This window comes from Ruegeria sp. N7, assembly GCF_056531345.1.
This window is the reverse complement of record NZ_JBQFLR010000001.1, coordinates 734,552-755,170: the sequence shown is the minus strand read 5'-3', so window position 1 is coordinate 755,170 and position 20,619 is coordinate 734,552. Positions and strand designations below refer to the sequence as shown.

23 protein-coding genes are annotated in these 20,619 nt (G+C 57.0%); 10 read left to right on the top strand and 13 right to left on the bottom strand.

The annotated features are described in order from the left end of the window. The first annotated feature begins 136 nt into the window (after positions 1–136). The 5 genes from ccmA to ACR0ES_RS03740 all read left to right on the top strand — a co-directional run bounded on the left by ccmA (position 137) and on the right by ACR0ES_RS03740 (position 2,923). The gene (gene ccmA, locus ACR0ES_RS03760) at positions 137–751 is read left to right on the top strand and encodes a heme ABC exporter ATP-binding protein CcmA (RefSeq protein WP_480480340.1); all 615 of its coding nucleotides are present in this window, start codon (positions 137–139) and stop codon (positions 749–751) included. Then, a complete protein-coding gene (ccmB, locus tag ACR0ES_RS03755; protein ID WP_480480342.1) occupies positions 748–1,404 on the top strand; it encodes a heme exporter protein CcmB in 657 nt (218 codons plus the stop codon). Before ccmA ends, ccmB begins: the two co-directional genes overlap by 4 nt. 61 nt (positions 1,405–1,465) lie before the next feature. Next, a complete protein-coding gene (locus ACR0ES_RS03750; RefSeq protein ID WP_267366837.1) occupies positions 1,466–2,239 on the top strand; it encodes a heme ABC transporter permease in 774 nt (257 codons plus the stop codon). Beyond that, the gene (gene ccmD, locus ACR0ES_RS03745; RefSeq protein ID WP_209503508.1) at positions 2,236–2,394 is read left to right on the top strand and encodes a heme exporter protein CcmD; all 159 of its coding nucleotides are present in this window, start codon (positions 2,236–2,238) and stop codon (positions 2,392–2,394) included. The genes ACR0ES_RS03750 and ccmD overlap by 4 nt, the downstream gene beginning before the upstream one ends. Continuing rightward, complete coding sequence (locus ACR0ES_RS03740; protein WP_480772869.1) at positions 2,387–2,923, top strand: DsbE family thiol:disulfide interchange protein; 537 nt, start codon at positions 2,387–2,389, stop codon at positions 2,921–2,923. Before ccmD ends, ACR0ES_RS03740 begins: the two co-directional genes overlap by 8 nt. An 18-nt stretch (positions 2,924–2,941) precedes the next feature. Here ACR0ES_RS03740 and ACR0ES_RS03735 read toward each other — a convergent pair whose 3' ends face one another. Together ACR0ES_RS03735 and acnA are read right to left on the bottom strand one after the other, a co-directional pair. Continuing rightward, the gene (locus tag ACR0ES_RS03735) at positions 2,942–3,226 is read right to left on the bottom strand and encodes a putative quinol monooxygenase (RefSeq protein WP_480869517.1); all 285 of its coding nucleotides are present in this window, start codon (positions 3,224–3,226) and stop codon (positions 2,942–2,944) included. 126 nt (positions 3,227–3,352) lie between these two features. Then, positions 3,353–6,043, bottom strand: coding sequence for an aconitate hydratase AcnA (gene acnA, locus ACR0ES_RS03730; protein ID WP_480869516.1), 2,691 nt, complete (start codon positions 6,041–6,043; stop codon positions 3,353–3,355). 226 nt (positions 6,044–6,269) lie between these two features. Between acnA and ACR0ES_RS03725 the strand changes: the two genes are divergently transcribed. Further along, a complete protein-coding gene (locus ACR0ES_RS03725) occupies positions 6,270–6,971 on the top strand; it encodes a DUF1223 domain-containing protein (protein ID WP_480869513.1) in 702 nt (233 codons plus the stop codon). Here ACR0ES_RS03725 and ACR0ES_RS03720 read toward each other — a convergent pair whose 3' ends face one another. The 5 genes from ACR0ES_RS03720 to purB all read right to left on the bottom strand — a co-directional run bounded on the left by ACR0ES_RS03720 (position 6,972) and on the right by purB (position 11,411). Next, positions 6,972–7,895, bottom strand: a complete 924-nt coding sequence (locus ACR0ES_RS03720) for a lysophospholipid acyltransferase family protein (RefSeq protein ID WP_480480353.1) — start codon at positions 7,893–7,895, stop codon at positions 6,972–6,974. 120 nt (positions 7,896–8,015) lie between these two features. After that, complete coding sequence (locus tag ACR0ES_RS03715) at positions 8,016–9,116, bottom strand: flagellar motor switch protein FliG (RefSeq protein WP_480772866.1); 1,101 nt, start codon at positions 9,114–9,116, stop codon at positions 8,016–8,018. 69 nt (positions 9,117–9,185) lie between these two features. Next, positions 9,186–9,728, bottom strand: a complete 543-nt coding sequence (locus tag ACR0ES_RS03710) for a tetratricopeptide repeat protein (RefSeq protein WP_480584906.1) — start codon at positions 9,726–9,728, stop codon at positions 9,186–9,188. 102 nt (positions 9,729–9,830) lie between these two features. Further along, positions 9,831–9,983, bottom strand: a complete 153-nt coding sequence (locus tag ACR0ES_RS03705) for a hypothetical protein (RefSeq protein ID WP_480869510.1) — start codon at positions 9,981–9,983, stop codon at positions 9,831–9,833. Between the two features lie 123 nt (positions 9,984–10,106). Beyond that, the gene (gene purB / locus ACR0ES_RS03700) at positions 10,107–11,411 is read right to left on the bottom strand and encodes an adenylosuccinate lyase (RefSeq protein ID WP_480869508.1); all 1,305 of its coding nucleotides are present in this window, start codon (positions 11,409–11,411) and stop codon (positions 10,107–10,109) included. Between the two features lie 354 nt (positions 11,412–11,765). Here purB and ACR0ES_RS03695 point away from each other — a divergent pair, with 354 nt between their 5' ends. Both ACR0ES_RS03695 and ACR0ES_RS03690 read left to right on the top strand, forming a co-directional pair. Next, complete coding sequence (locus tag ACR0ES_RS03695) at positions 11,766–12,326, top strand: hypothetical protein (protein WP_480772864.1); 561 nt, start codon at positions 11,766–11,768, stop codon at positions 12,324–12,326. 11 nt (positions 12,327–12,337) lie between these two features. Further along, the gene (locus tag ACR0ES_RS03690) at positions 12,338–12,655 is read left to right on the top strand and encodes a hypothetical protein (protein ID WP_480772863.1); all 318 of its coding nucleotides are present in this window, start codon (positions 12,338–12,340) and stop codon (positions 12,653–12,655) included. 32 nt (positions 12,656–12,687) lie between these two features. Here ACR0ES_RS03690 and ACR0ES_RS03685 read toward each other — a convergent pair whose 3' ends face one another. Then, entirely contained in the window at positions 12,688–13,902 is a 1,215-nt protein-coding gene (locus ACR0ES_RS03685) for a bifunctional alpha/beta hydrolase/OsmC family protein (RefSeq protein WP_480485262.1), read from the bottom strand. A gap of 275 nt (positions 13,903–14,177) precedes the next feature. Here ACR0ES_RS03685 and ACR0ES_RS03680 point away from each other — a divergent pair, with 275 nt between their 5' ends. Beyond that, a complete protein-coding gene (locus tag ACR0ES_RS03680; RefSeq protein ID WP_480485263.1) occupies positions 14,178–14,372 on the top strand; it encodes a hypothetical protein in 195 nt (64 codons plus the stop codon). A 10-nt stretch (positions 14,373–14,382) separates the two neighbouring features. Here ACR0ES_RS03680 and dddP read toward each other — a convergent pair whose 3' ends face one another. After that, on the bottom strand, positions 14,383–15,726 hold the full coding sequence (gene dddP / locus ACR0ES_RS03675) for a dimethylsulfonioproprionate lyase DddP (protein WP_480485264.1): 1,344 nt from the start codon (positions 15,724–15,726) through the stop codon (positions 14,383–14,385). Between the two features lie 122 nt (positions 15,727–15,848). On the opposite strand from dddP, the gene ACR0ES_RS03670 reads away from it, so the two are divergent. Next, entirely contained in the window at positions 15,849–16,592 is a 744-nt protein-coding gene (locus ACR0ES_RS03670; RefSeq protein WP_480564226.1) for a heme-dependent oxidative N-demethylase family protein, read from the top strand. 36 nt (positions 16,593–16,628) lie between these two features. On the opposite strand, the gene ACR0ES_RS03665 is transcribed toward ACR0ES_RS03670, so the two are convergent. The 4 genes from ACR0ES_RS03665 to ACR0ES_RS03650 all read right to left on the bottom strand — a co-directional run bounded on the left by ACR0ES_RS03665 (position 16,629) and on the right by ACR0ES_RS03650 (position 20,587). Then, complete coding sequence (locus ACR0ES_RS03665; RefSeq protein WP_480545397.1) at positions 16,629–17,531, bottom strand: hypothetical protein; 903 nt, start codon at positions 17,529–17,531, stop codon at positions 16,629–16,631. 200 nt (positions 17,532–17,731) lie between these two features. Continuing rightward, on the bottom strand, positions 17,732–18,520 hold the full coding sequence (locus ACR0ES_RS03660; protein ID WP_480564229.1) for a lytic murein transglycosylase: 789 nt from the start codon (positions 18,518–18,520) through the stop codon (positions 17,732–17,734). Positions 18,521–18,808: 288 nt separating this feature from the next. Continuing rightward, entirely contained in the window at positions 18,809–20,215 is a 1,407-nt protein-coding gene (gene glnA / locus ACR0ES_RS03655; RefSeq protein WP_267366350.1) for a type I glutamate--ammonia ligase, read from the bottom strand. Positions 20,216–20,248: 33 nt separating this feature from the next. Continuing rightward, complete coding sequence (locus ACR0ES_RS03650) at positions 20,249–20,587, bottom strand: P-II family nitrogen regulator (protein ID WP_209503542.1); 339 nt, start codon at positions 20,585–20,587, stop codon at positions 20,249–20,251. Positions 20,588–20,619 lie beyond the last annotated feature (32 nt).

Here is a 20,619-nt window from a genome sequence, read left to right as displayed (position 1 = left end):
TCTTCATCTGGCCAAAAATATCCCGGGGAGTGTGAGGGGCTGGCCCCTCACTCCGACATGTGTCAGCTGTGGTGCGCTGGCATCCTGCGGCAAATCTCGCCTTTTGCCCCTGCGGACAATCCGCTAAGCGGGTCTCATGACTTTGACTGTAACAGATCTGTCGATCACACGTGGCGGTGTTCCCGTCCTAGAGGGCCTCAGCTTTCAGCTGTCGCCGGGCAAGGCTCTGATCCTGCGGGGCCCAAACGGGATCGGCAAAACGACGCTTCTGCGCACGTTGGCTGGCTTGCAGCCTCCGCTGGAAGGCAAGATCGAAGGGGCCGAGGACCGGATCGCCTACGCGTCCCATTCGGACGGGCTCAAACCGACATTGTCGGTGACTGAAAACCTGACATTCTGGGCAGCGGTCTTTGGTACATATGACATCCAGCCGGCGCTGGACGCTTTTGAGTTGAACGAACTCGCCGACCGTCACGCCGGCAATCTGTCGGCGGGCCAGAAACGGCGGTTGGGGCTGGCGCGGATGCTGGTCACAGGGCGGCCAATCTGGATGCTGGACGAGCCGACCGTCTCGCTGGACAGGAACGCGGTGCAAATGTTTGCCGATGCGGTGGGGGCACATCTGGGGCAGGGCGGGTCAGCCCTGATCGCGACCCATATCGACCTTGGCCTTGATGGCGAGGTTCTGGACGTCGGTCCTAACAAGGCCAAACCCAAACCCATCGACGATTTCGACGGAGGTTTCCTGTGATCGCCCTGTTGCTGCGCGACCTGAAACTGGCTTTCCGCGCAGGCGGCGGGTTTGGGCTGGGTCTGGCCTTTTTCCTGATCGTGACTGTGATGGTGCCATTTGCCGTGGGGCCGCAATCCTCGCTGCTGTCCACGATTGCGCCCGGTGTGCTCTGGCTGGGGGCCTTGCTGGCCTGCCTTCTGTCGCTTGACCGCCTGCTGGCACTGGACTGGGAAGACGGCTCGCTCGACCTGCTGGCCACGGCACCGCTGCCGCTTGAATCGGTTGTCACAGTCAAGGCGCTGGCCCACTGGCTGACCACTGGTCTGCCGCTGGTTCTGGCCGCGCCGTTTCTGGGTGTCTTGCTGAACCTGCCGCTACCGGGGTTTTTCTGGCTGGTGATCTCGCTCCTGATCGGTACCCCGGCCATGAGCGTCATCGGGACATTTGGTGCTGCGCTCACCGTTGGTCTGAAACGTGGCGGGCTATTGCTGTCGCTTCTGGTGTTGCCGCTTTACGTCCCCACCCTGATTTTCGGGGCCGAAGTTGCCCGGCGTGGAGCAACAGGGATGGAGGTGCAGACGCCACTGCTGATGCTGGCCGGGATCACGGCGGCAACCATCGCATTGTTGCCCTTTGCCAGCGCTGCCGTGCTACGTATCAATCTGCGGTGAACCGCGACAAGTTTGATGGATGTCAATTGAGAACCACCCCAACTCGGACTAGATAGGGCCCATGTCAATCGCAGCCAAAGCCAACGCCCTCTGGGAATATGCCAACCCGCGCAAGTTTCTTGAAACCAGCGAACGGGTCCTGCCGTTTTTCTGGATCGTCTCGATCCTTTGCATCGTTGTCGGTCTGACCTGGGGCTTTTTCTTTACACCGGACGACTACAAGCAGGGGTCGACGGTCAAGATCATCTATCTGCACGTTCCGGCGGCGTTGATGGCGATCAATTGCTGGCTGATGATGCTGGCCACCTCATTGGTCTGGTTGGTGCGCCGCCATCATGTCAGCGCGCTTGCGGCACGCGCTGCTGCACCGATCGGGATCGTAATGACCCTGATTGCGCTGCTGACCGGGGCCATCTGGGGACAGCCCATGTGGGGTACATGGTGGGCCTGGGACCCGCGCCTGACATCGTTTCTGATCCTGTTTCTGTTCTACCTTGGCTATGTCGCCTTGTGGGAAGCTATCGAGGATCCTGATACCGCAGCCGATCTGACCTCGGTTCTGTGCCTGGTTGGGTCGGTCTTTGCGATCCTCAGCCGGTATGCGGTGAATTTCTGGAATCAGGGCCTGCATCAGGGCGCATCGGTCATGCGGGCCGGGGCCGTTACCGGGGCGGATACGGAAGAGAAAGTCAGCAATGTCTTTTTCTACCCTCTGCTGGCCTGCATCATCGGATTTGTTCTGCTGTTCATCGCCTTGGTGTTGTACCGCACCGGAACGGAAATTCGCGCCCGTCGTATCAAGGCGCTACAGGCACGGGAAAGGGTAGGCGGATGATCCCCGATCTTGGAAAATATGCAGACGCTGTTTTGTCGTCTTATGCTGTTTCCATCGCTCTTATCGTGGCGCTAGTTGCGTTCAGCGTGATGCGCGGGCGCAAGGTGCGCGCGGAAATGGAGAAGGTCGAACAGAGGATGTCGCGCAATGGCTAAAGTCTCGCCCCTTATGATTGCGCCGCCTCTGATTTTTGGCGCATTTGCGGTTCTCGCAGGCATCGGCATGTTTCGCGAAGATCCCAACGCCTTACCCTCGGCCCGCGAAGGGCAACCAGCGCCGCCCGTGGTTCTAACCGAGTTTCCGGGAAAGACCCTTTTCGACGACGAAACGCTGCGCGACGGAGAGGTCAAGCTGGTCAACTATTGGGCCAGTTGGTGCGCGCCATGCCGTGCCGAGCATCCCAACCTTGAGGCATTGGCAGCTGAAGGCATCCCGGTTTACGGCATTAACTACAAAGACAAGCTGAGCAATGCCGTGGCTTTCCTGGATAATCTTGGCGATCCGTACACTGCCATCGGCCGCGACGAACAGGGCCGCATGGCGATTGATTGGGGTTTGTACGGTGTTCCCGAGACCTACGTGATCGACGGTGATGGAACGATCATTCTGCGCTTTGCAGGCCCGATCACGCAACGTGTCATCGAAAACACCATCCGGCCTGCGCTTGAGAAAGCGGCAGAGTAGGGTCTTTCAACCTCTGGTTCAGGCGAGCTGGTAGGTTTGGAAATCCTGCTCGACCTCAAGAAAATCGTTGATTCGCAGAAAATCGCCTTTGTCGGCACGCCAGTTCAGGTAGGCTTCAAGCGCGTCGGGGTTTTCCCAGATGTTAACAACGACTTGTTCGTTGTTTGCGGGCGAGAGCAGAAGATAAGCGGCACGACATCCGGGGAATTTTCGGGTTTCGGCAACCAGATCCCCGATCAGTTTGGCAAGCGCCGCGAATTTCCCCGGCAGGGGCGTGGATTTGACAATGACGACTTCCTGCATACGCTTCTCCGGTTTTTGTAGCAGGGTCAAGGAATCCACTTAAAAATGCGTGAACGGGATACTGAAATACAGAAAAGGAAAGGGCGCCCCGCAGGCGCCCCTGTCATTTGTCCAGACCGGTTAGGCTTAGTTGGCCTTCGCCAGATTCCTCAGCACGTATTGAAGCACACCGCCGTTTTCGATGTATTCGATCTCAGGCGCGGTATCGATCCGGCATTTCAACTGGATGGTCGTCTCAGCCCCATCTGCGTAGGTGATGGTGCAGGGCACGTCCTGCAACGGCTCGACCGTATCCAGCCCGTGAATTGAGACGGTTTCGTCCCCTTTCAGACCCAGGGTTTTGCGGGTATCTCCACCGGTGAATTCGAACGGGATCACGCCCATGCCGACCAAATTGGACCGGTGGATTCGCTCAAAGCTTTCTGCAATCACGGCTTTGACGCCCAGCAGTGCGGTGCCCTTGGCCGCCCAGTCGCGGCTTGAGCCTGCGCCGTATTGTTCGCCACCAAACACGACTAGCGGAGTGCCATTGGCCTGATAGGCCATCGAGGCATCGTAGATCGAAGTCTGTTCACCATCCGGACCTTTGGTGTATCCGCCTTCAACTCCGTCCAACATCTCGTTCTTGATGCGGATATTGGCGAAGGTGCCGCGCATCATGACTTCGTGATTGCCCCGTCGCGAGCCATACGAGTTGAACTCGCGCGGCTGAACCTGACGGTCGGTCAGATACTTGCCAGCCGGCGTCGTGGTAGCGAATGATCCCGCAGGTGAGATGTGGTCGGTGGTTACCATGTCGCCCAGAATGGCCAGAACCTTGGCGCCTTCGATGTTCGAGATCGTGCCCGGTTCCGCCCCCATACCCTGGAAATAGGGCGGGTTCTGGATGTAGGTCGACGTTGGCGGCCAGTCATAGGTTTCCTGTTGCGGAACCTCGACGCTTTGCCATTTCTCATCCCCCTTGAAGACATCCGCATATTTCGACTGGAACGCTTCGCGGGTTACGGTTGCTTCGACCAGTTCCGCGATTTCGCTTTGGGTTGGCCAGATGTCCTTCATGAAGACGTCGTTGCCATCCTTGTCCTGACCGATGGGCTCGGACGTCAGATCGATGTCGAGCGTACCTGCCAGCGCATAGACAACAACCAACGGCGGCGAAGCCAAGTAGTTTGCGCGGACATCCGGTGAGATACGGCCTTCGAAGTTCCGGTTGCCGGACAGAACCGACGTGGCGACCAGATCGCCCTCGGCAATGGCTTCCGAGATTTCTTTCTGGATCGGGCCCGAGTTGCCGATGCAGGTGGTGCAGCCGTACCCAACAAGGTTGAAACCGACCTTGTCCAGATCTTCTTGCAGTCCAGCGGCCTCAAGATAAGCAGATACAACCTGCGAACCGGGTGCCAGCGAGGTTTTAACCCAAGGTTTGCGGTTCAGACCCAGAGCTGCGGCTTTGCGAGCCACAAGGCCTGCACCGATCATCACGTAAGGGTTCGACGTGTTGGTACAGGAGGTGATCGAAGCAATTACAACCTTGCCCGACTCCATGGTGTAGTCTTCGCCCTTGACGGCGACTTCCTTGCCCATGGGGCGCTTGAAGGTCTCTTCCATTTCCTTGGTGAAAGCGGCCTTGGCGCCGGTCAGCGCGACGTAGTCCTGCGGGCGTTTCGGGCCTGAAATCGCAGGAACGATTGTGCCCATGTCCAGTGACAGAGTGTCAGTGTAGATCGGCGCATAGTCCGGGCCTCTCCAAAACCCGTTTTCCTTGGCATAGGCTTCGACCAGCGCGATGCGGTCTTCGTCGCGGCCGGTGTTGCGCATGTAGCGCAGGGTTTCTCCGTCGATCGGGAAGAAGCCGCATGTCGCTCCGTATTCCGGCGCCATATTGGCGATGGTTGCACGGTCAGCCAGCGGCAGGCGGTCCAGCCCTTCGCCATAGAATTCGACGAATTTGCCCACCACGCCCTTGGCACGCAGCATTTCGACAACTTTCAGAACAAGGTCTGTACCGGTGGTGCCTTCGACCATCGAGCCGGTTAACTCAAAACCGATCACCTCAGGGATCAGCATCGAGATCGGCTGACCCAGCATTGCGGCTTCGGCCTCAATCCCGCCAACGCCCCACCCCAGAACGGCCATGCCGTTGACCATGGTGGTGTGGCTGTCAGTGCCAACCAGTGTGTCGGGATAGGCAACTTCTTCGCCGTTCTGATCGGTGTCAGTCCAGACAGTCTGTGCCAGATATTCCAGGTTCACCTGATGACAGATACCGGTGCCGGGAGGCACAACGCGGAAATTGTTGAACGCGTTCTGACCCCATTTCAGGAACTGATAACGTTCCATGTTGCGCTCGTATTCGCGGTCGACGTTCATCTGGAACGCACGCGGGTTCCCGAACTCGTCGATCATGACCGAGTGGTCGATAACCAGATCGACCGGGTTCAACGGGTTGATCTTCTGTGCGTCGCCGCCCAGGCCCTTGATCCCGTCGCGCATGGCGGCCAGATCGACCACCGCTGGAACACCGGTGAAGTCCTGCATCAGCACGCGGGCAGGGCGGTATGCAATCTCGCGCGGGTTCTTGCCGCCATTGGCACCCCATTCGGCAAATGCTTTGATGTCATCGACCGAGACCGAAAAGCCGCTGTCTTCAAATCGGAGCATGTTTTCCAGCACGACTTTCAACGCGGCAGGAAGGTTGGAAAAATCACCCAAACCGGCCTGCTGCGCGGCGGGGATCGAATAGTAGGAAATGGATTTGCCATTCACGTTCAGGCTGCGGCGTGTCTTAGCGGTATCCTGTCCGACTTTAATGGGCATCGGGTGGCCTCCCTTCTCAAATGACTTGGATTTCGGGCATCGCTGAATGTTATCTGCATCACCCAAGCCGCTGGTTCAAGGTTCAATGACACTGGATTTGCAATTTTGTATACCATTGCACACATTTAGGCGGAGAATTGCAAGTACCGCCCTCAAGAAACGTTGATTGGCGGTTGAAGGGCAAAACGGCTATCCCAGAGAACACCCGCTTTATCCGAGAGTTTTTATGTTCAGACCCGCTGCTTTGACCGCCCTGATATCCTGCCTGCTCGCCACCCAGCCCATGGCCGGTGAGGATCCTGTGGTGGTTGAGCTGTTCACCTCACAGGGGTGTTCGTCTTGCCCGCCGGCGGACCGGATCATGCATGAGCTGGCGAAACGCGACGATGTCATCGGGCTGGCGCTGCATGTCGACTATTGGGATTACATCGGCTGGAAGGACGAATATGCCGATCCTGATCACACGCTCCGGCAACGGGCCTATGCCCGCGAAAACGGAAAATCCATGATCTATACGCCCCAGATGATCATAAATGGTCAGCACGATATTGTCGGCGCTCAGGCTCAGGAGCTCGACCGTCTGATTAATGCGCATCTAAAGGCCGCCCCCGAGGCAGCGGTGACAGCAATCCGAGACGCTGACGAAGTGACCGTGAGTGTGACGCCTGTGGAATTGCCCGCAGGTGAGATCTATGACGTGCGTATCGTTCAGTATTCGCCTCTGCGCCATGCCTCGATCCGCCGTGGTGAACTAGCCGGGCGAGAATTGGATTATGCCAATGTTGTCGAGACCTGGCAGATTGCGGGCCGGTGGGATGGGCAAACGCCGCAGACATACTCGGCGCAGCTTGAACCAGGCTTGCCAGCCGTCGTGCTTGTGCAAAGGGCCGGTCATGGGCCAATAGTTGCCGCGTCTTGGGCCAAGTGATCAGGGCATGTCGTCCGGTTGAACGCCAAGCCCGTTCCAGCTTTTCCAACGTCGATGGATCCAGAACCACTGTCCCATATGCTGCCGCACGATCTGTTCCAGATCGTCATTGGTGAACTGAGTCATCGTCTTTGGGTCCGTGTGCGGAACGGGATCATGCAGGATGATTTCAAAGTCGATGCCATTAGGCTGGCGCACGGCATAGCACGGTATCAGTACGGCCTTGTACTTGATGGCCAGCTCTGCGTTCAGCACGGATGTCACGGCAGGCTTGCCAAAGAATGTCAGCTCTTCGCCCCCCAGCGCATGCAGGTCGGACACGATGGCAATGATTCCACCGTTCTTGAGTGACCGGACCATTTCGACCATACCACGCCGCCCCTGTTCGAACATCGGCGCGCCGGTTTTGTAAAAGGCTTCGACATAGGCGTCGTTGAAATAGGGATTGGCCATCCGCCGGTAGAGGCATCCAATCGGCTTGCCGCTGTGTTTCTGCAGGGCAACACGCGCGGCCAGATAGTGACCGAAATGCGCCGTGATCATCATCACCGGACGCCCTTCGGCAATCGCGGCGTCAAACGCAGCAATACCGGGCCCGGATATCTTGGCGTTCACCTGACGTTCGATGAAACCTTCGGGTGAGAAATGCTCCATTATTGCCCGACCGGCATTATCCGACACGTCACGATAGATCTTTGTGATCTCGGCGTCAGACAATTCAGGGCAGGTGAGCTTTAGATTCCGGCGGACACGGGTGCGAAATCCAACGACGGGCGCAAGGGTTTTCATGATTGCACCCATGGTTGCTATGCGCCTTTCATAAGGAAGCAGGCGCATAGCACCGATGATTCCCTGCAGGAGCAGATTGGCGACATAGTATTTTCCAAGCTCAAACCGGCTGAGCTCCGACTTTTCGACGGGCATGGAGGTGTCTCACCGCGTGTTGCGAAATGTTGCCTCAGACATACAACCCGGTACCCGTAACCTCAAGCACCCTGGCGAAATGGCTGCCCTAACGATCTGGCGGGTGCGCCTTTTCCTGCCTCAACCCGTGTTTTCGTCGTCTTCCTTTTCAATCAGCGCAATTGTTCCGGCGTCAGACAAGGTACGAACCGTCCCAACGATCTGGGTCATGGCATCTTCGGCCTCAGATTGCTTGACCCGCCCGCGTTCCGCGATTTCCTCGCGCAGGTTTTCTGCCATGCGGGAGGAGATATTCGACAGCAGAAACTCGACAGATGCCTTGTCATCATCCGCGGCGGCACCAGCAAGGGCCGCGACCAGAACAGGCTGATCGACTTCCCTCAATATGGCTGGAACATCACGTGGGGAAATCCGGCTGGAGATATGGGCGAAGGTAAAGATCGAGCGGCGCACCAGATCGGCAAAATCGGCGTCGTCCTCATCCAGCGCGTTCAGCAGGTCGTCGCGCGTGGCGGACGCAGACTGGTTCAGAATCGCACCCACACGCGCGCCCGGACCGTCATTGAAGGCCTGAACAGGCCGCTGATCCAGTTGAGCAGCCAGTGACCAGCCGATCCGCTCAACCGCTTCGGGTGTGACATTTGCTGTTTTCGAAATTGCGTAGGTGATCCGCCGCGCCACCGGACCCGGCATGTGGCCCAGCATCTGCGCCGCCTGTGCCGTATCCATTTTTGAAAGCATCACAGCGGCCACTTCAGTGCTTTCCGCCTGTGCCATGGCCGCAAGGTCCTGGGCCGGAATGTCGCGCAACCTTTGCCAGGGATCACCGATCTGGCGAACTCCGGCAACTTTGCGCAAACGCGCCGCTGTTGCGGGCGTGATCTTTCCGCTGACGGCATCCAAGGCTCCGGCAAGCCCATGTGGAAAGGCCAGACCGACATTGTCCAGGGCTTCGCTGAATTCCTGTGCCACAGCACCCAGAGTCACCCGGTCCACAAGGCCCATTTCCCCCAATTGGTGTGTCAGTTTTTCTTGCAGGTCATCGGGAAGTTCCTCCAACGGAAGATCGGCGCCTTCGTTCAACAACAGGCGCACGACGACAGCTGCCTTCTGACGGCTGGTCAAAGATCGGGGAACAAGGCGCGGGTTGTCGCCACCCTCTGCGGAAAACGGGGCCGAAGCCCCTTGAACCGTTTGAATTAATGCGTTGGTGTTCTGCATCTGCCTGTGGAGCCAAAGTTTTCGAACCACAGGCAGATTAGAGAGAGTCGGGTTAAATAACCCTGAACCTCAATAGCTGTATGTCAGGCCCGTTCGGATCGCTTCACGCAGCGACGCCTCGGCCCATGTGCCTTCGCCGCCTCGGGCCTTTATTTCACGCCATTGCTCGATCGCCAGATCGGTTCGGCCTTCGGACACAAACCCCTGCGCCATGTAGCTGCGCGCCAAAAGATTGTCTGGGTTGGCATTGATCGCGTTTTGATAAAAGACATTTGCCAGTTCCAGCTCGCCCATTTTGCGATAGGTGAAACCCCAATAGGTCAGGACACGATCGTCCTCCTGATCCATGATGCGCAGAATGTCCTGAGCGTGCCCGTATTGCCCGTCATAAGCCAGTTCGCGGACCGCATTATACAGCTGATCATCGGTCAGGTTAGACTTGTCGGGTTTGACGCATTTTCCACGGGTTTCGTCATATACACGGCCGAACAGGCATTTCTTGGTCGTATTCGTGGGTTTCGGCGGGCTGCTGCTGTCACCGCCTGCGGCATGGACAGCTGGCGCGAAGGCAAAGGCTTGCAAGGCAAGGGCAGAAGCTAACAAAAGGCGCATTTCTTTACTCCGTTCTCGGGGCTCTTATTGAAATCATAGTGTGATCTACAAAAAAGCTAACAGTGGAACGGTCGCTTTTATTCACGAACTGGACAAAAATTGTCAGCTGTTGACAGATTTTGCACAGCTTTTTGTTTCAGTATCCCAGGCCGTACCGGGTGCGCAGGATTGGGTCTGTTTGGAATGTTGTTCGCAGGCAAGCCCGACCGAGGCCACAAGAACCAGTGCCAATGCGCTTAGGAGTGTTCGGATCATGATGTTTCCCTCGTATGGAAAAAGCACATGCAGGATACCGCATTTCTGTTGATCTGGCAAAAAGCAAGGGGGTGCCCTGCATGTGGCAGAGCACCCCCGGCTAACAGACTGAAAAAATATCCGTTATTCCCCAAACACACGCGCAAAGATCGTATCGACATGCTTGGTGTGATACCCGAGGTCGAATTTCTCTTCGATCTCCGCAGGGCTGAGTGCGGCAGTTACATCAGCATCCGCCAACAGTTCCTCCTTGAAGTCGGTGCGGTGTTCCCAAACCTTCAACGCGTTGCGCTGTACCATGGCATAGGCGTCCTCACGGCTGACACCTGCCTGGGTCAGGGCCAGCAGAACCCGCTGGCTCATAACAAGGCCTGGGAACTTGTTCATGTTTTCCAGCATGTTTTCCGGGAAGATCAGCATTTTGTCGACCACACCTGTCAGGCGGGCCAAGGCAAAATCCAGCGTGATTGTGGCATCCGGACCGATCATGCGCTCGACAGATGAATGCGAGATGTCGCGTTCGTGCCAGAGCGCAACATTCTCCATCGCCGGTATTACGGCCGCGCGGACCATGCGTGCCAGACCGGTCAGGTTCTCAGTCAGCACCGGGTTTTTCTTGTGCGGCATCGCCGAGGAGCCTTTCTGGCCCATCGAGAAGAACTCAGCCCCCTCCAGTACCTCGGTCCGCTGCATGTGGCGGATTTCGATGGCGATGTTCTCGATGCTGCTGGCGATGACGCCCAGCGTTGCAAAAAAGGCCGCGTGGCGGTCGCGCGGAATGACCTGCGTGCTGATCGGCTCAGGCACCAGACCCAGCTTGTCACAGACATGTTCCTCGACTTGCGGGTCGATATTGGCAAAGGTACCAACCGCGCCGCTGATCGCTCCGGTGGCGATTTCCGCACGTGCATCGCGCATCCGGGACAGGTTGCGGTCCATCTCGGCGTAGAAGCGGGCAAAGGTCAGACCCATGGTTGTCGGTTCGGCGTGGATGCCGTGGCTGCGTCCGATACGAACCGTGTCCTTATGTTCCAACGCGCGGCGCTTGAGCGCGGCCAGAAGCCCTTCTAAATCGGCAATCAGGATGTCGGCGGCGCGGGTCAGCTGTACGTTGAAACAAGTGTCCAGAACGTCCGAGCTGGTCATGCCCTGATGCACAAAACGCGCCTCTTCACTGCCGACATGCTCTGCAAGATGGGTCAGGAAGGCGATAACGTCATGCTTGGTGACGGCCTCGATCTCGTCGATGCGGGCGACATCGAATTCCACATCCTTGGCTTTCCAGACAGCGTCCGCATTTTCGCGCGGGATCACGCCCAGATCCGCCATGGCGTCGCACGCGTGCGCCTCGATCTCGTACCAGATGCGGAACTTGGTCTCAGGCGACCAGATGGCGACCATGTCGGGGCGGGAATAACGGGGAATCATAGGCGACGGCACCTTTTTTGCAGATTGGATGAGGCGTTGGCGCGGGGTTTAGCTGCGTGCGAGGTAGGGAACAAGATGCGAGAGCGCATATGAGACGGTTTGCCCTGATTCTTGCCGTCTGTTCGGGCTTTTCAGCAGCAGACGGGTTCGGGAAACTGTCTTGCAAAGGATATGGCAAGGCAGTGACGGGCAGGGTGCCGCTACAAGGCAGGTTTTGTACCCGCATTAGTTCTCACCGGATCATGCAGCCAGTTGGGGTTGATGCCCGTCTTGACCTTGCTGCCAAGCGATGCTGGACAAACAGCACATTGACTGTTCAATCTGAAAGGAAGGAAATAATCAGGTTATTGAGATATGCGTTTGTTTTCACGTTCGATACTTGCCCTCTGTGGTGCTTTTTGCGTCGGCGCAGCTGCACCAGCACTGGCTGACACACCCGTGACCTACACCGAGGAAGGCCGAGCGCTTTTTCGGTTTGACGTACCCGACTTCTGGATCCTTCGCACCGGCGGCCCGCGCGAGATTGAGGATACCGAACTGGGCGATGCCCGCGCGGTCGCGCGGGTTATGGGGCTCCGGCCGGTGACAGACGACGCAGTGTGGATGGGTTTCGTATCACCTGCGGGGGTTGGAACAATTCAGGGCGGCGTCCGGTACTTGCAGGATATCGACAAGTTTCTGGTCAAAGACCCGACGACGACCAGCACCAGCGATACCCGTATTGGCGGGTTGCCAGCCCGCGTGTTTCGGGGCACCGGGCACCGGGACGGCAAGGGAGTAAGCTTTACCGCCACCGTCATTGACCTTCCGCAAGGCCGGGTTGCCATCGCAGTTGCTATTCTGCGGGACGGGGCAGACCCGATTTATGCAGATGATCTGAACGCCGTATTCGCGTCGTTCCGGGCACTTCAGTGAGGGAGGGAGCGATGAGCATCAGACTGATCAAACGGATGTCCCTTGCGCTGGGGTTGGGGATCGCGACTTTGACGCTGTCGGCCTGTGACGGTGTGACGGTTGGGGTCGGGTACGGGTATGACCCGTTTTACGACTCGATGCTTTGGAACGACTACTACCATGACGTTAATGTGGATATTGACGTTGATCGTCCCAACCGACCTGATCGACCAGTGCGTCCCGAGCGTCCGAGACCGCCTGTGGCCAAACCTCCCGCGCGCCCGCGCCCACCTGTCGCGCGTCCGCCGGTTGCCCGCCCGCCCATTCATCGACCGGGCCCGCGGCGCTAAGGAACAAAAGGCCGCCTGTCAGGCGGCCTTTCTTATGAAAGAAGCTCGGTCGTTATGTGGGCCGAGCCTTCGAGCGTCCGGTGAACCGGGCACTTGTCCGCAATCTCAAGCAAACGTTGCCTTTGCTCCTGATCCAGCGGGCCGCTCAGGCGGATTTTCCGGCGAAACTGGTCCACCTTGCCATCATTCACCAATCCGGCATCCTGTGCGTGAACCTTGTCATGACACACATCGACGCTGACATTTGTCAGGGGCCAGCCTTTGCGCCGGGCGTACATGCGTATTGTCATCGATGTGCAGGCCCCCAAACCGGCCGAGACAAAGCCATAAGGCGACATGCCCTTGTCCGTACCGCCGTAAGATGCGGGCTCATCCGCGACCAGATGGTGGTTTGGACCCGCCTGAATATCCTGCATGAACCCGCCCGGATCTGCTTCGGTTATGCGCACAACGCCCTCTGGCGCTCCCGGTGGCGGAGCGGGTGGGCACAGTTTCACATAGCGTGAAACCCAAGCGGCAATAACATCCGCTGCATATTCGGCGTCAGAGGCGCGCGTGATCAGATGATCGGCGTCGTCGAGAGTTACAAAGCTTTTGGGGTGTTTCGCGGCCAGAAAGATCGCGCTCGCATTGTCGATGCTGACCGTTTCGTCGCGTGGGGCATGAAGGATCAACAGGGCGGCTTTGAGGTCGGCGATTGCAGATGACAGGGCCGATTTGGCAATGTCGTCCACAAAAGCTTTACCTATGCGGAAGGGGCGACCACCCAAAGAGACCTCGGCACTGCCATCCTCTTCGATCTGAGGCAGCGCCGCCTCAAAGTGATGCGACACATGGGCGGGGTCAGCCGGTGCACCCAATGTCACGACGGCTTTTACAGTCGGAATACCAGCCCGCGCCCGCAACACCGCCGCGCCCCCAAGCGAGTGGCCGATCAGCAGGGCAGGTGCCATTTTTCGACCAGCCAGATATTGCGCGGCTGAAATCAGATCCTCGACATTCGAAGTGAAGGTCGTATTGGCAAACTCGCCTTCGGAATGGCCCAGTCCGGTGAAATCGAACCGCAGCACCGCAATGCCCATGGCAGCCAGTCGGGCAGAAATGCGCCGGGCGGCCGGGATATCCTTGGAGCAGGTAAAGCAGTGGGCGAACAGGGCCGTAGCCAGCACCGGTCCGTCCGGCAAATCCAGTCGCGCCGCCAATTGGCTGCCGTCATGTCCGGCAAAAGTGATGCGTTCCGTGGGCATGTCGGCTCCTTGAATGGTACGGGGGAACACGCCCAATACTGTGTATTTGCCCCTTGGGTCACAACCCTTAAGTCACACGCGTAACGGGAAGGTGAGAACGAATGGGTGTTTCACAGACTGCGCAAGATCCCTGCCGCCTTCGGGCCGCATGGCGGCAGAGCTCTTACCTTCTTTTAATATCAAAAAATTTGATGATGGTTCAAACAAACATTCGTTTCACTTATGTCTCTCCACATCCCATTTGTGGTTCCTGAAAGCTGAAACAGGAGACACAGATGTCACATGCAGATATTGCACCCCGGATACCCGACCTGCGTTCACGTATGATCCTGGCTATAGTTTTGGCCGGCGTTGCCGGGTTCGCGATTGGCCAATCCTGGCCCGCGCCCCAAGGTGGTTCACAGGTTCAGGTCAGCCTTGCCACGGAAGATTGGCATGGAAATGTCCGCCGGTCCCATTGGTCGAATTGAGGGCCCGGCCTTATTCGATTCCCATCAATTGGGGGTCAAAGGGATATCTGGACAGGTTCTCATACCCGGTTTCGGTAATGAGAACCTGATCCTCAAGCTTGATGCTGAAATCGCCACCGACTTCGCCAACGCAGGCTTCGACGCACAGCACCATGCCGGGCTCCAGCGGATAGTCATATGCGCCTTCGACGGCTTTGTCCGGATACGCAACCAGCGGCCATTCATCACACAATCCCACTCCGTGCATCAGGCAGCCGTATTTCTGCGCCTGAAACTTGTCATCAAGCCTGTGCGACATGGCGGTAAGTTCCGGGATCATTACGCCGGGCTTCAGCATCTGCATGTTGGTCATGATATGTTCATGCGCGTGCTGCATGGCATAGATCATGTCAGGGCGGGGTTTTTGGTCGCCAATCCACCAAGTGCGCGAGATATCGATGCATATCCCGTATGACCCGATCAGGTCGGTGTCGAAGGCGATGATTTCGTTTTGCTGCGTGATGCGGGGCCCGCATTCCTGGAACCAGGGATTCGTGCGTTGGCCTGATGCCAGCAGGCGGGTTTCAATCCATTCGCCACCGCGCCGGATGTTTTCCGCGTGCAGAACAGCCCAAATATCATCCTCGGTTGTCTTTCCATTGCCGACATTCGCGCGTGCAAAGCGCTCCATCTCCGCCACAGCGGTTTCGCAGGCGTGATTGGCACAGCGCATGGCCAGAATCTCATCCGGTCCCTTCACGGCACGGGTCTTTTCGGTCAGCTCTTCACCTTCCATGACCTCAAAGCCCTGCGCCTCAAGCGCGCGCAGACCATGCAGCATGATCTTGTCGACAGCCAAACGTTTGTTGCCGCCGCCATGCGCATCGATCAGTACGCGCACCTCGTTCGAGAAAACATCTGCCGCAATATCCACCTTGTCGCCACGGTCGAAGTAAAACAGGTCCGCGCCTGACCGCTGCTCGCGCACCAGCGGATTGAACGTGCTGAGGAAAGGTGAGTTCTTGTAGTCCCAGATCACCATATAGCCATTGGCACATAACAGCACCGCGCGAAACGGGTTATGCGTATTCCACAACTGCATGTTCGTGCTGTCGGTTGCGTAGCGGATGTTCAGCGGGTCAAAAACCAGCAAGCCACCATATCCGCGATCAACGATGGCCTGCGTCAGTCGTTTCCAGCGGTGTTCCCGCATCCGGGCAAGATTGGGCAGTTCCAGCCCCGCAGCAGCCCATTCGTCAAAAGCCAGCTGTGTCGGTCCGATCTCGATCCGGTCATTTTCGTTTGGCGTGCCATCACCCAGCGTAGCGCCTCGGCTGGGGTCAATCTTGCGCGTGTCTCGGTAATGCTTGTTCATGACGGACCTCGTTGCTTGTTCAGTCAAACCTAAGGTGCCCATATCGATCGTCTTGGAAAAATGCGACGGCGATCCTGTCGTTTTCGACCGACAAATATTTCGACCCATGCTAAGCCACTGGTATGAATAAAATTCTGCAAGATAATATACCGTATGATGTCGGCGACCTACGTGCTTTACCGGGTATCCAGCCTGCAACGATGGAAAACTGGTTGCATCGGGACGAGGCTTTTGTCGGTCAGATGCAACGCCGGCAGAAGCTGCTGACGGAACGCCGCGAAGACGTTCTGGCGCTTGATCCGCAGGCTGAACCGGCCGCTCGGGAACTGCTCGACCTTGTGCTGTCGCAGGTCTATCCCAATGCGGATGAAGAAGTCGTGAGACCCGACGGAGTAAGTGTCGCAGTCGACCGGGCGCAGCCGCTTGATACATTGTGCAGGCTGGTTCAGGAGGATTTTTGCATCCTGCAAAAGCGCGGAACTGTACATGTATTGACCGGCGCAATCCTGTGTTTCCCGGCCAGCTGGCTTTTGTCGGAAAAATTCATGCGACCACTGATCGACATCCATGTGCCTGTCGCAAGTTACGACGAAAATATAGCCAAGCGGGTGCAGCGCCTGTTCGACGGGATACAGCCCGGTCGTCCACTCTGGCGCTTTAACGCGCTTTGGTATGAAGACCCCGAACTGTTTCAGCCCCGAAGCTCCAGTGACAGGCGGGGCGACACAGATCGACGTAAAACGTCCTACTTGCGAAGTGAGCGGCAAACCCTGCTGCGCTTGCCGAAAACGGATGCGGTCGTCTTTTCAATCCACACTTATATTCTGGCCGCGAACGCGGTTCCCAAAATGGAAAACCCCGCCTAAAGGCGGGGCATCCAAGGAGGGTCTTCTGTAATTCTCTTATTGGCCCAAGGCGGCCGCAACATCGGCAAACGCGTTCGTTGCGTTCAGGGCAACTATCGCGAAGGTAAAGACAAGCACCTGTGTGTTGAGGCGAAAATCTTCACCCCGGATCAGATTGACAGCAGCCATTGACAGGGCAATCGGGGTCGAAACGCCAGCCAGTACACCCGTCATGCACCAACTGCTGAGACGCAAAACGTCACTTGGCTTTACGACACCATCTTCGTCATCGAACGTTTCCTGACCTGGCCTGTTTGTATCTTCACTGCGAAACGCGATGCTGAGCAATTGTTCATCTGTCAGCTGGATCGGGCGGGACGTCGAAGCATGAAGAACACTTATGGTGTCATCGTTCTCGGGCAAATTCATTGCCGAAAACTGCCCGGTCAGCGACTGAAAAATTTGTTTTCTGTCGCGTGTTCGGCTGGGGGTCAGAGTGTCAAAGGCGCTCATGAACTGCTCGACCGTCAGAACCGTGTGTGGCGACAGCCATTCAACGCGCCGGGTCGAACAGATATCGACCATGCGATACAGAATGACGACCATCATCAGTTCCGAAATCTCGGAGTCATCCAGCAGGGGGGAAACCGGCGTGATCGAAAGAACCAACCTGTTTTGCGGATTTGCGGCGCGGGGTTTTGTTATCGTTTTTAGCCCCGCGGCGCGATCCATACGCTCGTACCGGTCTTCCTGCTCGGGGGTGCCTGTATCCAAGGTCAGTCGCACAAGGTACTGACTTGAAACAATGCTTGCTTCGGAATTGCTCAGCAACGCCTTGCGTTCGACCAGATGGCCGTAATCTTCCAGCGTCGTGGCAACGATTGTGCCAAAACGCTCGATCGCGCCATTTGCGTCGCCATTGAATTGCAGGCCGCCATGGTAGCTGTGCTTCCGAGCCACTGCACTGTCCTTTTTTGCGTACTGTTCAGCAAACACTGTAACAACCATTCGTGAGGAGAATTTGGCGGAAAATGCAAAAAAGGTAATATTACCCCGGCATTGGTTACGCATTGGAAACCAAGAAACTAAAGGCTTTTGTTTGTCACTGTGGCGGAAATGTGGCGAAAGCGGGTGCGGAGTGTGTTTTTGGTGCGACCGGGCTATTGGTCGATTCGGGCGGCCATGATTGCTATGGATTGCTGATAAACAGAGGCCGCGTTCCACTGTTGCAGCACTTGAAAATTCCGCTCCCCTGGCTGATAGCCACGCCCCGGCTTCCACCCTTTCTTGCGAAGAAAATTGGCGGTCGAGGCAAGCGCGTCGGTCATGTCATAGAAGTCCACCCGACGGTCGCCGGTGGCATCGACGCCATAGGTCAGGGCGTTGCCCGGCAGAAACTGAGTGTGACCCAACTCGCCATGTTTTGCCCCTTTTGTCGCCACGGTAATGCTTCCTGCATCGACCAGTTTCAGTGCCCCGATTGCGTGCGGAACAAAGAACTCGGACCGGCGACAATCATAGGCCAGTGTCGTGATTGCGGAAACAACCTGACTGTCTCCCATAAAATTGCCAAAGCCGGTTTCCATGCCGTGAATGGCGATCAGAACGCCCGCCGGAACACCGTATTGCCGTTCAAGAGCAGCATAGAAATCGGGATTTGCCGCCTTGCGTTTGCGCCCCTGCGCGACGATTGCATCAGCGCCTCTGACACGCATGAATTTGTCCAGCGTGTATTTGAAGCTTTTCTGATTGCGATCCGCCGCAATTGTGCCCGTGGCGTATTGCGCCTGAGCAAGCGCCTGAAGGCCCATCTTTTTCACACCAGCCTTGCGGGCCTGCTGGGCGAAATCGGCCTTCCAGGCCTCGAACCCCGCGCTGGTATTCCCACAAGGCGCGGCCAGAAGGGGCGAAGACACAAGCAGGGCGATTAATACGTAAAGACGAAACATGAGGATAATCCGATGGTGTTGAAATCTGTGGCCAGCCTACCTTGAGCTTTGAATTGGGCAAAGCGGTTCGTTGGAGTGTCTCCAACCGTTCCTGCAAATGCCTGTTGATTGATCTGCGGAGTGCCTTTGAAGGATTTCAGATCCTCAGCATCGGGCGCATAGCAAGGGCGAAGGTAAAAAGTGTGTATTCTGCGCTATGGCGCCCGATGAGGCTGAACAGCGACAGACCGGCGCAAATGAAACAGGGGCGCCCGTTTGAGCGCCCCTGCAAATCCATGCCGTGGTTGCTTAGCAGCTGTAATACATGCCGTATTCAACCGGGTGTGGTGTGTGCTCGTAGGTTTCGACCTCTTCCATCTTCAGGGCGATGTAGCCGTCGATCTGGTCCTTGGTGAACACGTCACCTTGCAGCAGGAAGTCGTGATCCGATGCCAGCGCTTCCAGAGCTTCACGCAAGCTGCCGCAGACAGTCGGGATACCGGCCAGTTCCTCGGCAGGCAGATCGTACAGGTTCTTGTCCATGGCTTCGCCCGGATCGATCTTGTTTTTGATGCCGTCAAGGCCGGCCATCAACAGAGCGGCAAACGCCAGGTAGGGGTTTGCAGCCGGATCGGGGAAACGAGCCTCGACACGTTTTGCTTTAGGGCTTTCGGTCCATGGAATACGGACACAACCCGAACGGTTACGGGCCGAGTAGGCGCGCAGAACGGGGGCTTCGAAACCGGGGATCAAACGCTTGTAGCTGTTGGTAGCCGGATTGGTGAAGGCGTTCAGGGTCTTGGCGTGCTTCAGGATACCGCCGATGAAGTACAGCGCTTCGTCCGAAAGATCAGCGTATTTGTCGCCCGCGAACAGTGGCTTGCCGTCTTTCCAGATTGACATGTTCACGTGCATGCCGGTGCCGTTGTCACCTGCGATAGGCTTCGGCATGAAGGTTGCCGATTTGCCGTACGCATGAGCCACGTTGTGGATGACATATTTGTACTTTTGCAGCTCATCCGCCTGCTTGGTCAGGCTGTCGAAGATCAGGCCCAGCTCGTGCTGGCAAGACGCAACTTCGTGGTGGTGCTTGTCGACCTTCATGCCCAGACGCTTCATGGTCGACAGCATTTCCGACCGCAGGTCCTGCGCTTCGTCGATCGGGTTCACCGGGAAGTAGCCACCCTTGACGCCCGGACGGTGGCCCGTATTGCCCATTTCGTATTCGGTGTCGGTGTTCCAAGATGCGTCAGTTGCATCAACTTCGTAGGATACCTTGTTGATTGTGTTCGAATAACGGACATCGTCAAACAGGAAAAACTCGGCTTCGGGACCCATATATGCGACGTCACCGATTCCTGATGCCTTCAGGTATGCTTCGGCTTTCTGCGCTGTGCCGCGCGGATCACGCTCATAGGCTTCGCCTGTATCGGGTTCGACAACCGAGCAGTGCACGCAAATGGTTTTCTCTGCGTAGAACGGATCAACATATGCACTTTCGGTATCGATCATCAGCTTCATGTCCGAAGCTTCGATCGACTTCCATCCTGCGATGGACGAACCATCAAACATGAAGCCTTCGTCCAGGAAGTCTTCGTCGACCTGATCGGCCATCAGGGTCACGTGCTGCAGCTTGCCGCGGGGGTCGGTGAAACGGACGTCGACATATTCGGCGCCCTCTTCCTTGATCAGCTGAAGAACTGCGTCCTTGCTCATTCTCTTGATTCCTCTGACTTGAAGATTGGTATGTTAGAGCGCGTCCGAGCCGGTCTCGCCGGTGCGGATGCGAATAGCTTGTTCAACCGGAGAGACAAAGATCTTTCCGTCGCCGATTTTGTCGGTCTTGGCAGCCGACACGATGGCTTCGATGGCGGCATCAACCTGGTCATCGTCCAATACGACCTCGACTTTTACCTTAGGCAAGAAGTCGACAACATATTCCGCGCCACGATACAGCTCGGTATGGCCTTTCTGACGGCCGAAACCTTTGACTTCGACGACGCTGAGACCCTGAACACCTACGTCCTGCAACGCCTCTTTCACTTCGTCCAGTTTGAACGGCTTGATGATCGCTTCGATCTTTTTCATTCCGGCTCACCTTGAATGGTTGTCTCAGGCGC

What these genes read in the sequence shown, in the direction of transcription:
- purB (WP_480869508.1), bottom strand. Translation starts at nt 11,411, where the DNA reads ATGATTCCCCGTTATTCCCGCCCCGACATGGTCGCCATCTGGTCGCCT.
- ACR0ES_RS03685 (WP_480485262.1), bottom strand. Translation starts at nt 13,902, where the DNA reads ATGCCCACGGAACGCATCACTTTTGCCGGACATGACGGCAGCCAATTG.
- ACR0ES_RS03735 (WP_480869517.1), bottom strand. Translation starts at nt 3,226, where the DNA reads ATGCAGGAAGTCGTCATTGTCAAATCCACGCCCCTGCCGGGGAAATTC.
- ACR0ES_RS03680 (WP_480485263.1), top strand. Translation starts at nt 14,178, where the DNA reads ATGTCACATGCAGATATTGCACCCCGGATACCCGACCTGCGTTCACGT.
- ACR0ES_RS03720 (WP_480480353.1), bottom strand. Translation starts at nt 7,895, where the DNA reads ATGCCCGTCGAAAAGTCGGAGCTCAGCCGGTTTGAGCTTGGAAAATAC.
- ACR0ES_RS03750 (WP_267366837.1), top strand. Translation starts at nt 1,466, where the DNA reads ATGTCAATCGCAGCCAAAGCCAACGCCCTCTGGGAATATGCCAACCCG.
- ccmA (WP_480480340.1), top strand. Translation starts at nt 137, where the DNA reads ATGACTTTGACTGTAACAGATCTGTCGATCACACGTGGCGGTGTTCCC.
- ACR0ES_RS03660 (WP_480564229.1), bottom strand. Translation starts at nt 18,520, where the DNA reads ATGTTTCGTCTTTACGTATTAATCGCCCTGCTTGTGTCTTCGCCCCTT.
- ACR0ES_RS03740 (WP_480772869.1), top strand. Translation starts at nt 2,387, where the DNA reads ATGGCTAAAGTCTCGCCCCTTATGATTGCGCCGCCTCTGATTTTTGGC.
- ACR0ES_RS03695 (WP_480772864.1), top strand. Translation starts at nt 11,766, where the DNA reads ATGCGTTTGTTTTCACGTTCGATACTTGCCCTCTGTGGTGCTTTTTGC.
- ACR0ES_RS03690 (WP_480772863.1), top strand. Translation starts at nt 12,338, where the DNA reads ATGAGCATCAGACTGATCAAACGGATGTCCCTTGCGCTGGGGTTGGGG.
- ACR0ES_RS03650 (WP_209503542.1), bottom strand. Translation starts at nt 20,587, where the DNA reads ATGAAAAAGATCGAAGCGATCATCAAGCCGTTCAAACTGGACGAAGTG.
- glnA (WP_267366350.1), bottom strand. Translation starts at nt 20,215, where the DNA reads ATGAGCAAGGACGCAGTTCTTCAGCTGATCAAGGAAGAGGGCGCCGAA.
- ACR0ES_RS03705 (WP_480869510.1), bottom strand. Translation starts at nt 9,983, where the DNA reads ATGATCCGAACACTCCTAAGCGCATTGGCACTGGTTCTTGTGGCCTCG.
- dddP (WP_480485264.1), bottom strand. Translation starts at nt 15,726, where the DNA reads ATGAACAAGCATTACCGAGACACGCGCAAGATTGACCCCAGCCGAGGC.
- ACR0ES_RS03670 (WP_480564226.1), top strand. Translation starts at nt 15,849, where the DNA reads ATGAATAAAATTCTGCAAGATAATATACCGTATGATGTCGGCGACCTA.
- ACR0ES_RS03715 (WP_480772866.1), bottom strand. Translation starts at nt 9,116, where the DNA reads ATGCAGAACACCAACGCATTAATTCAAACGGTTCAAGGGGCTTCGGCC.
- acnA (WP_480869516.1), bottom strand. Translation starts at nt 6,043, where the DNA reads ATGCCCATTAAAGTCGGACAGGATACCGCTAAGACACGCCGCAGCCTG.
- ACR0ES_RS03725 (WP_480869513.1), top strand. Translation starts at nt 6,270, where the DNA reads ATGTTCAGACCCGCTGCTTTGACCGCCCTGATATCCTGCCTGCTCGCC.
- ACR0ES_RS03710 (WP_480584906.1), bottom strand. Translation starts at nt 9,728, where the DNA reads ATGCGCCTTTTGTTAGCTTCTGCCCTTGCCTTGCAAGCCTTTGCCTTC.
- ccmD (WP_209503508.1), top strand. Translation starts at nt 2,236, where the DNA reads ATGATCCCCGATCTTGGAAAATATGCAGACGCTGTTTTGTCGTCTTAT.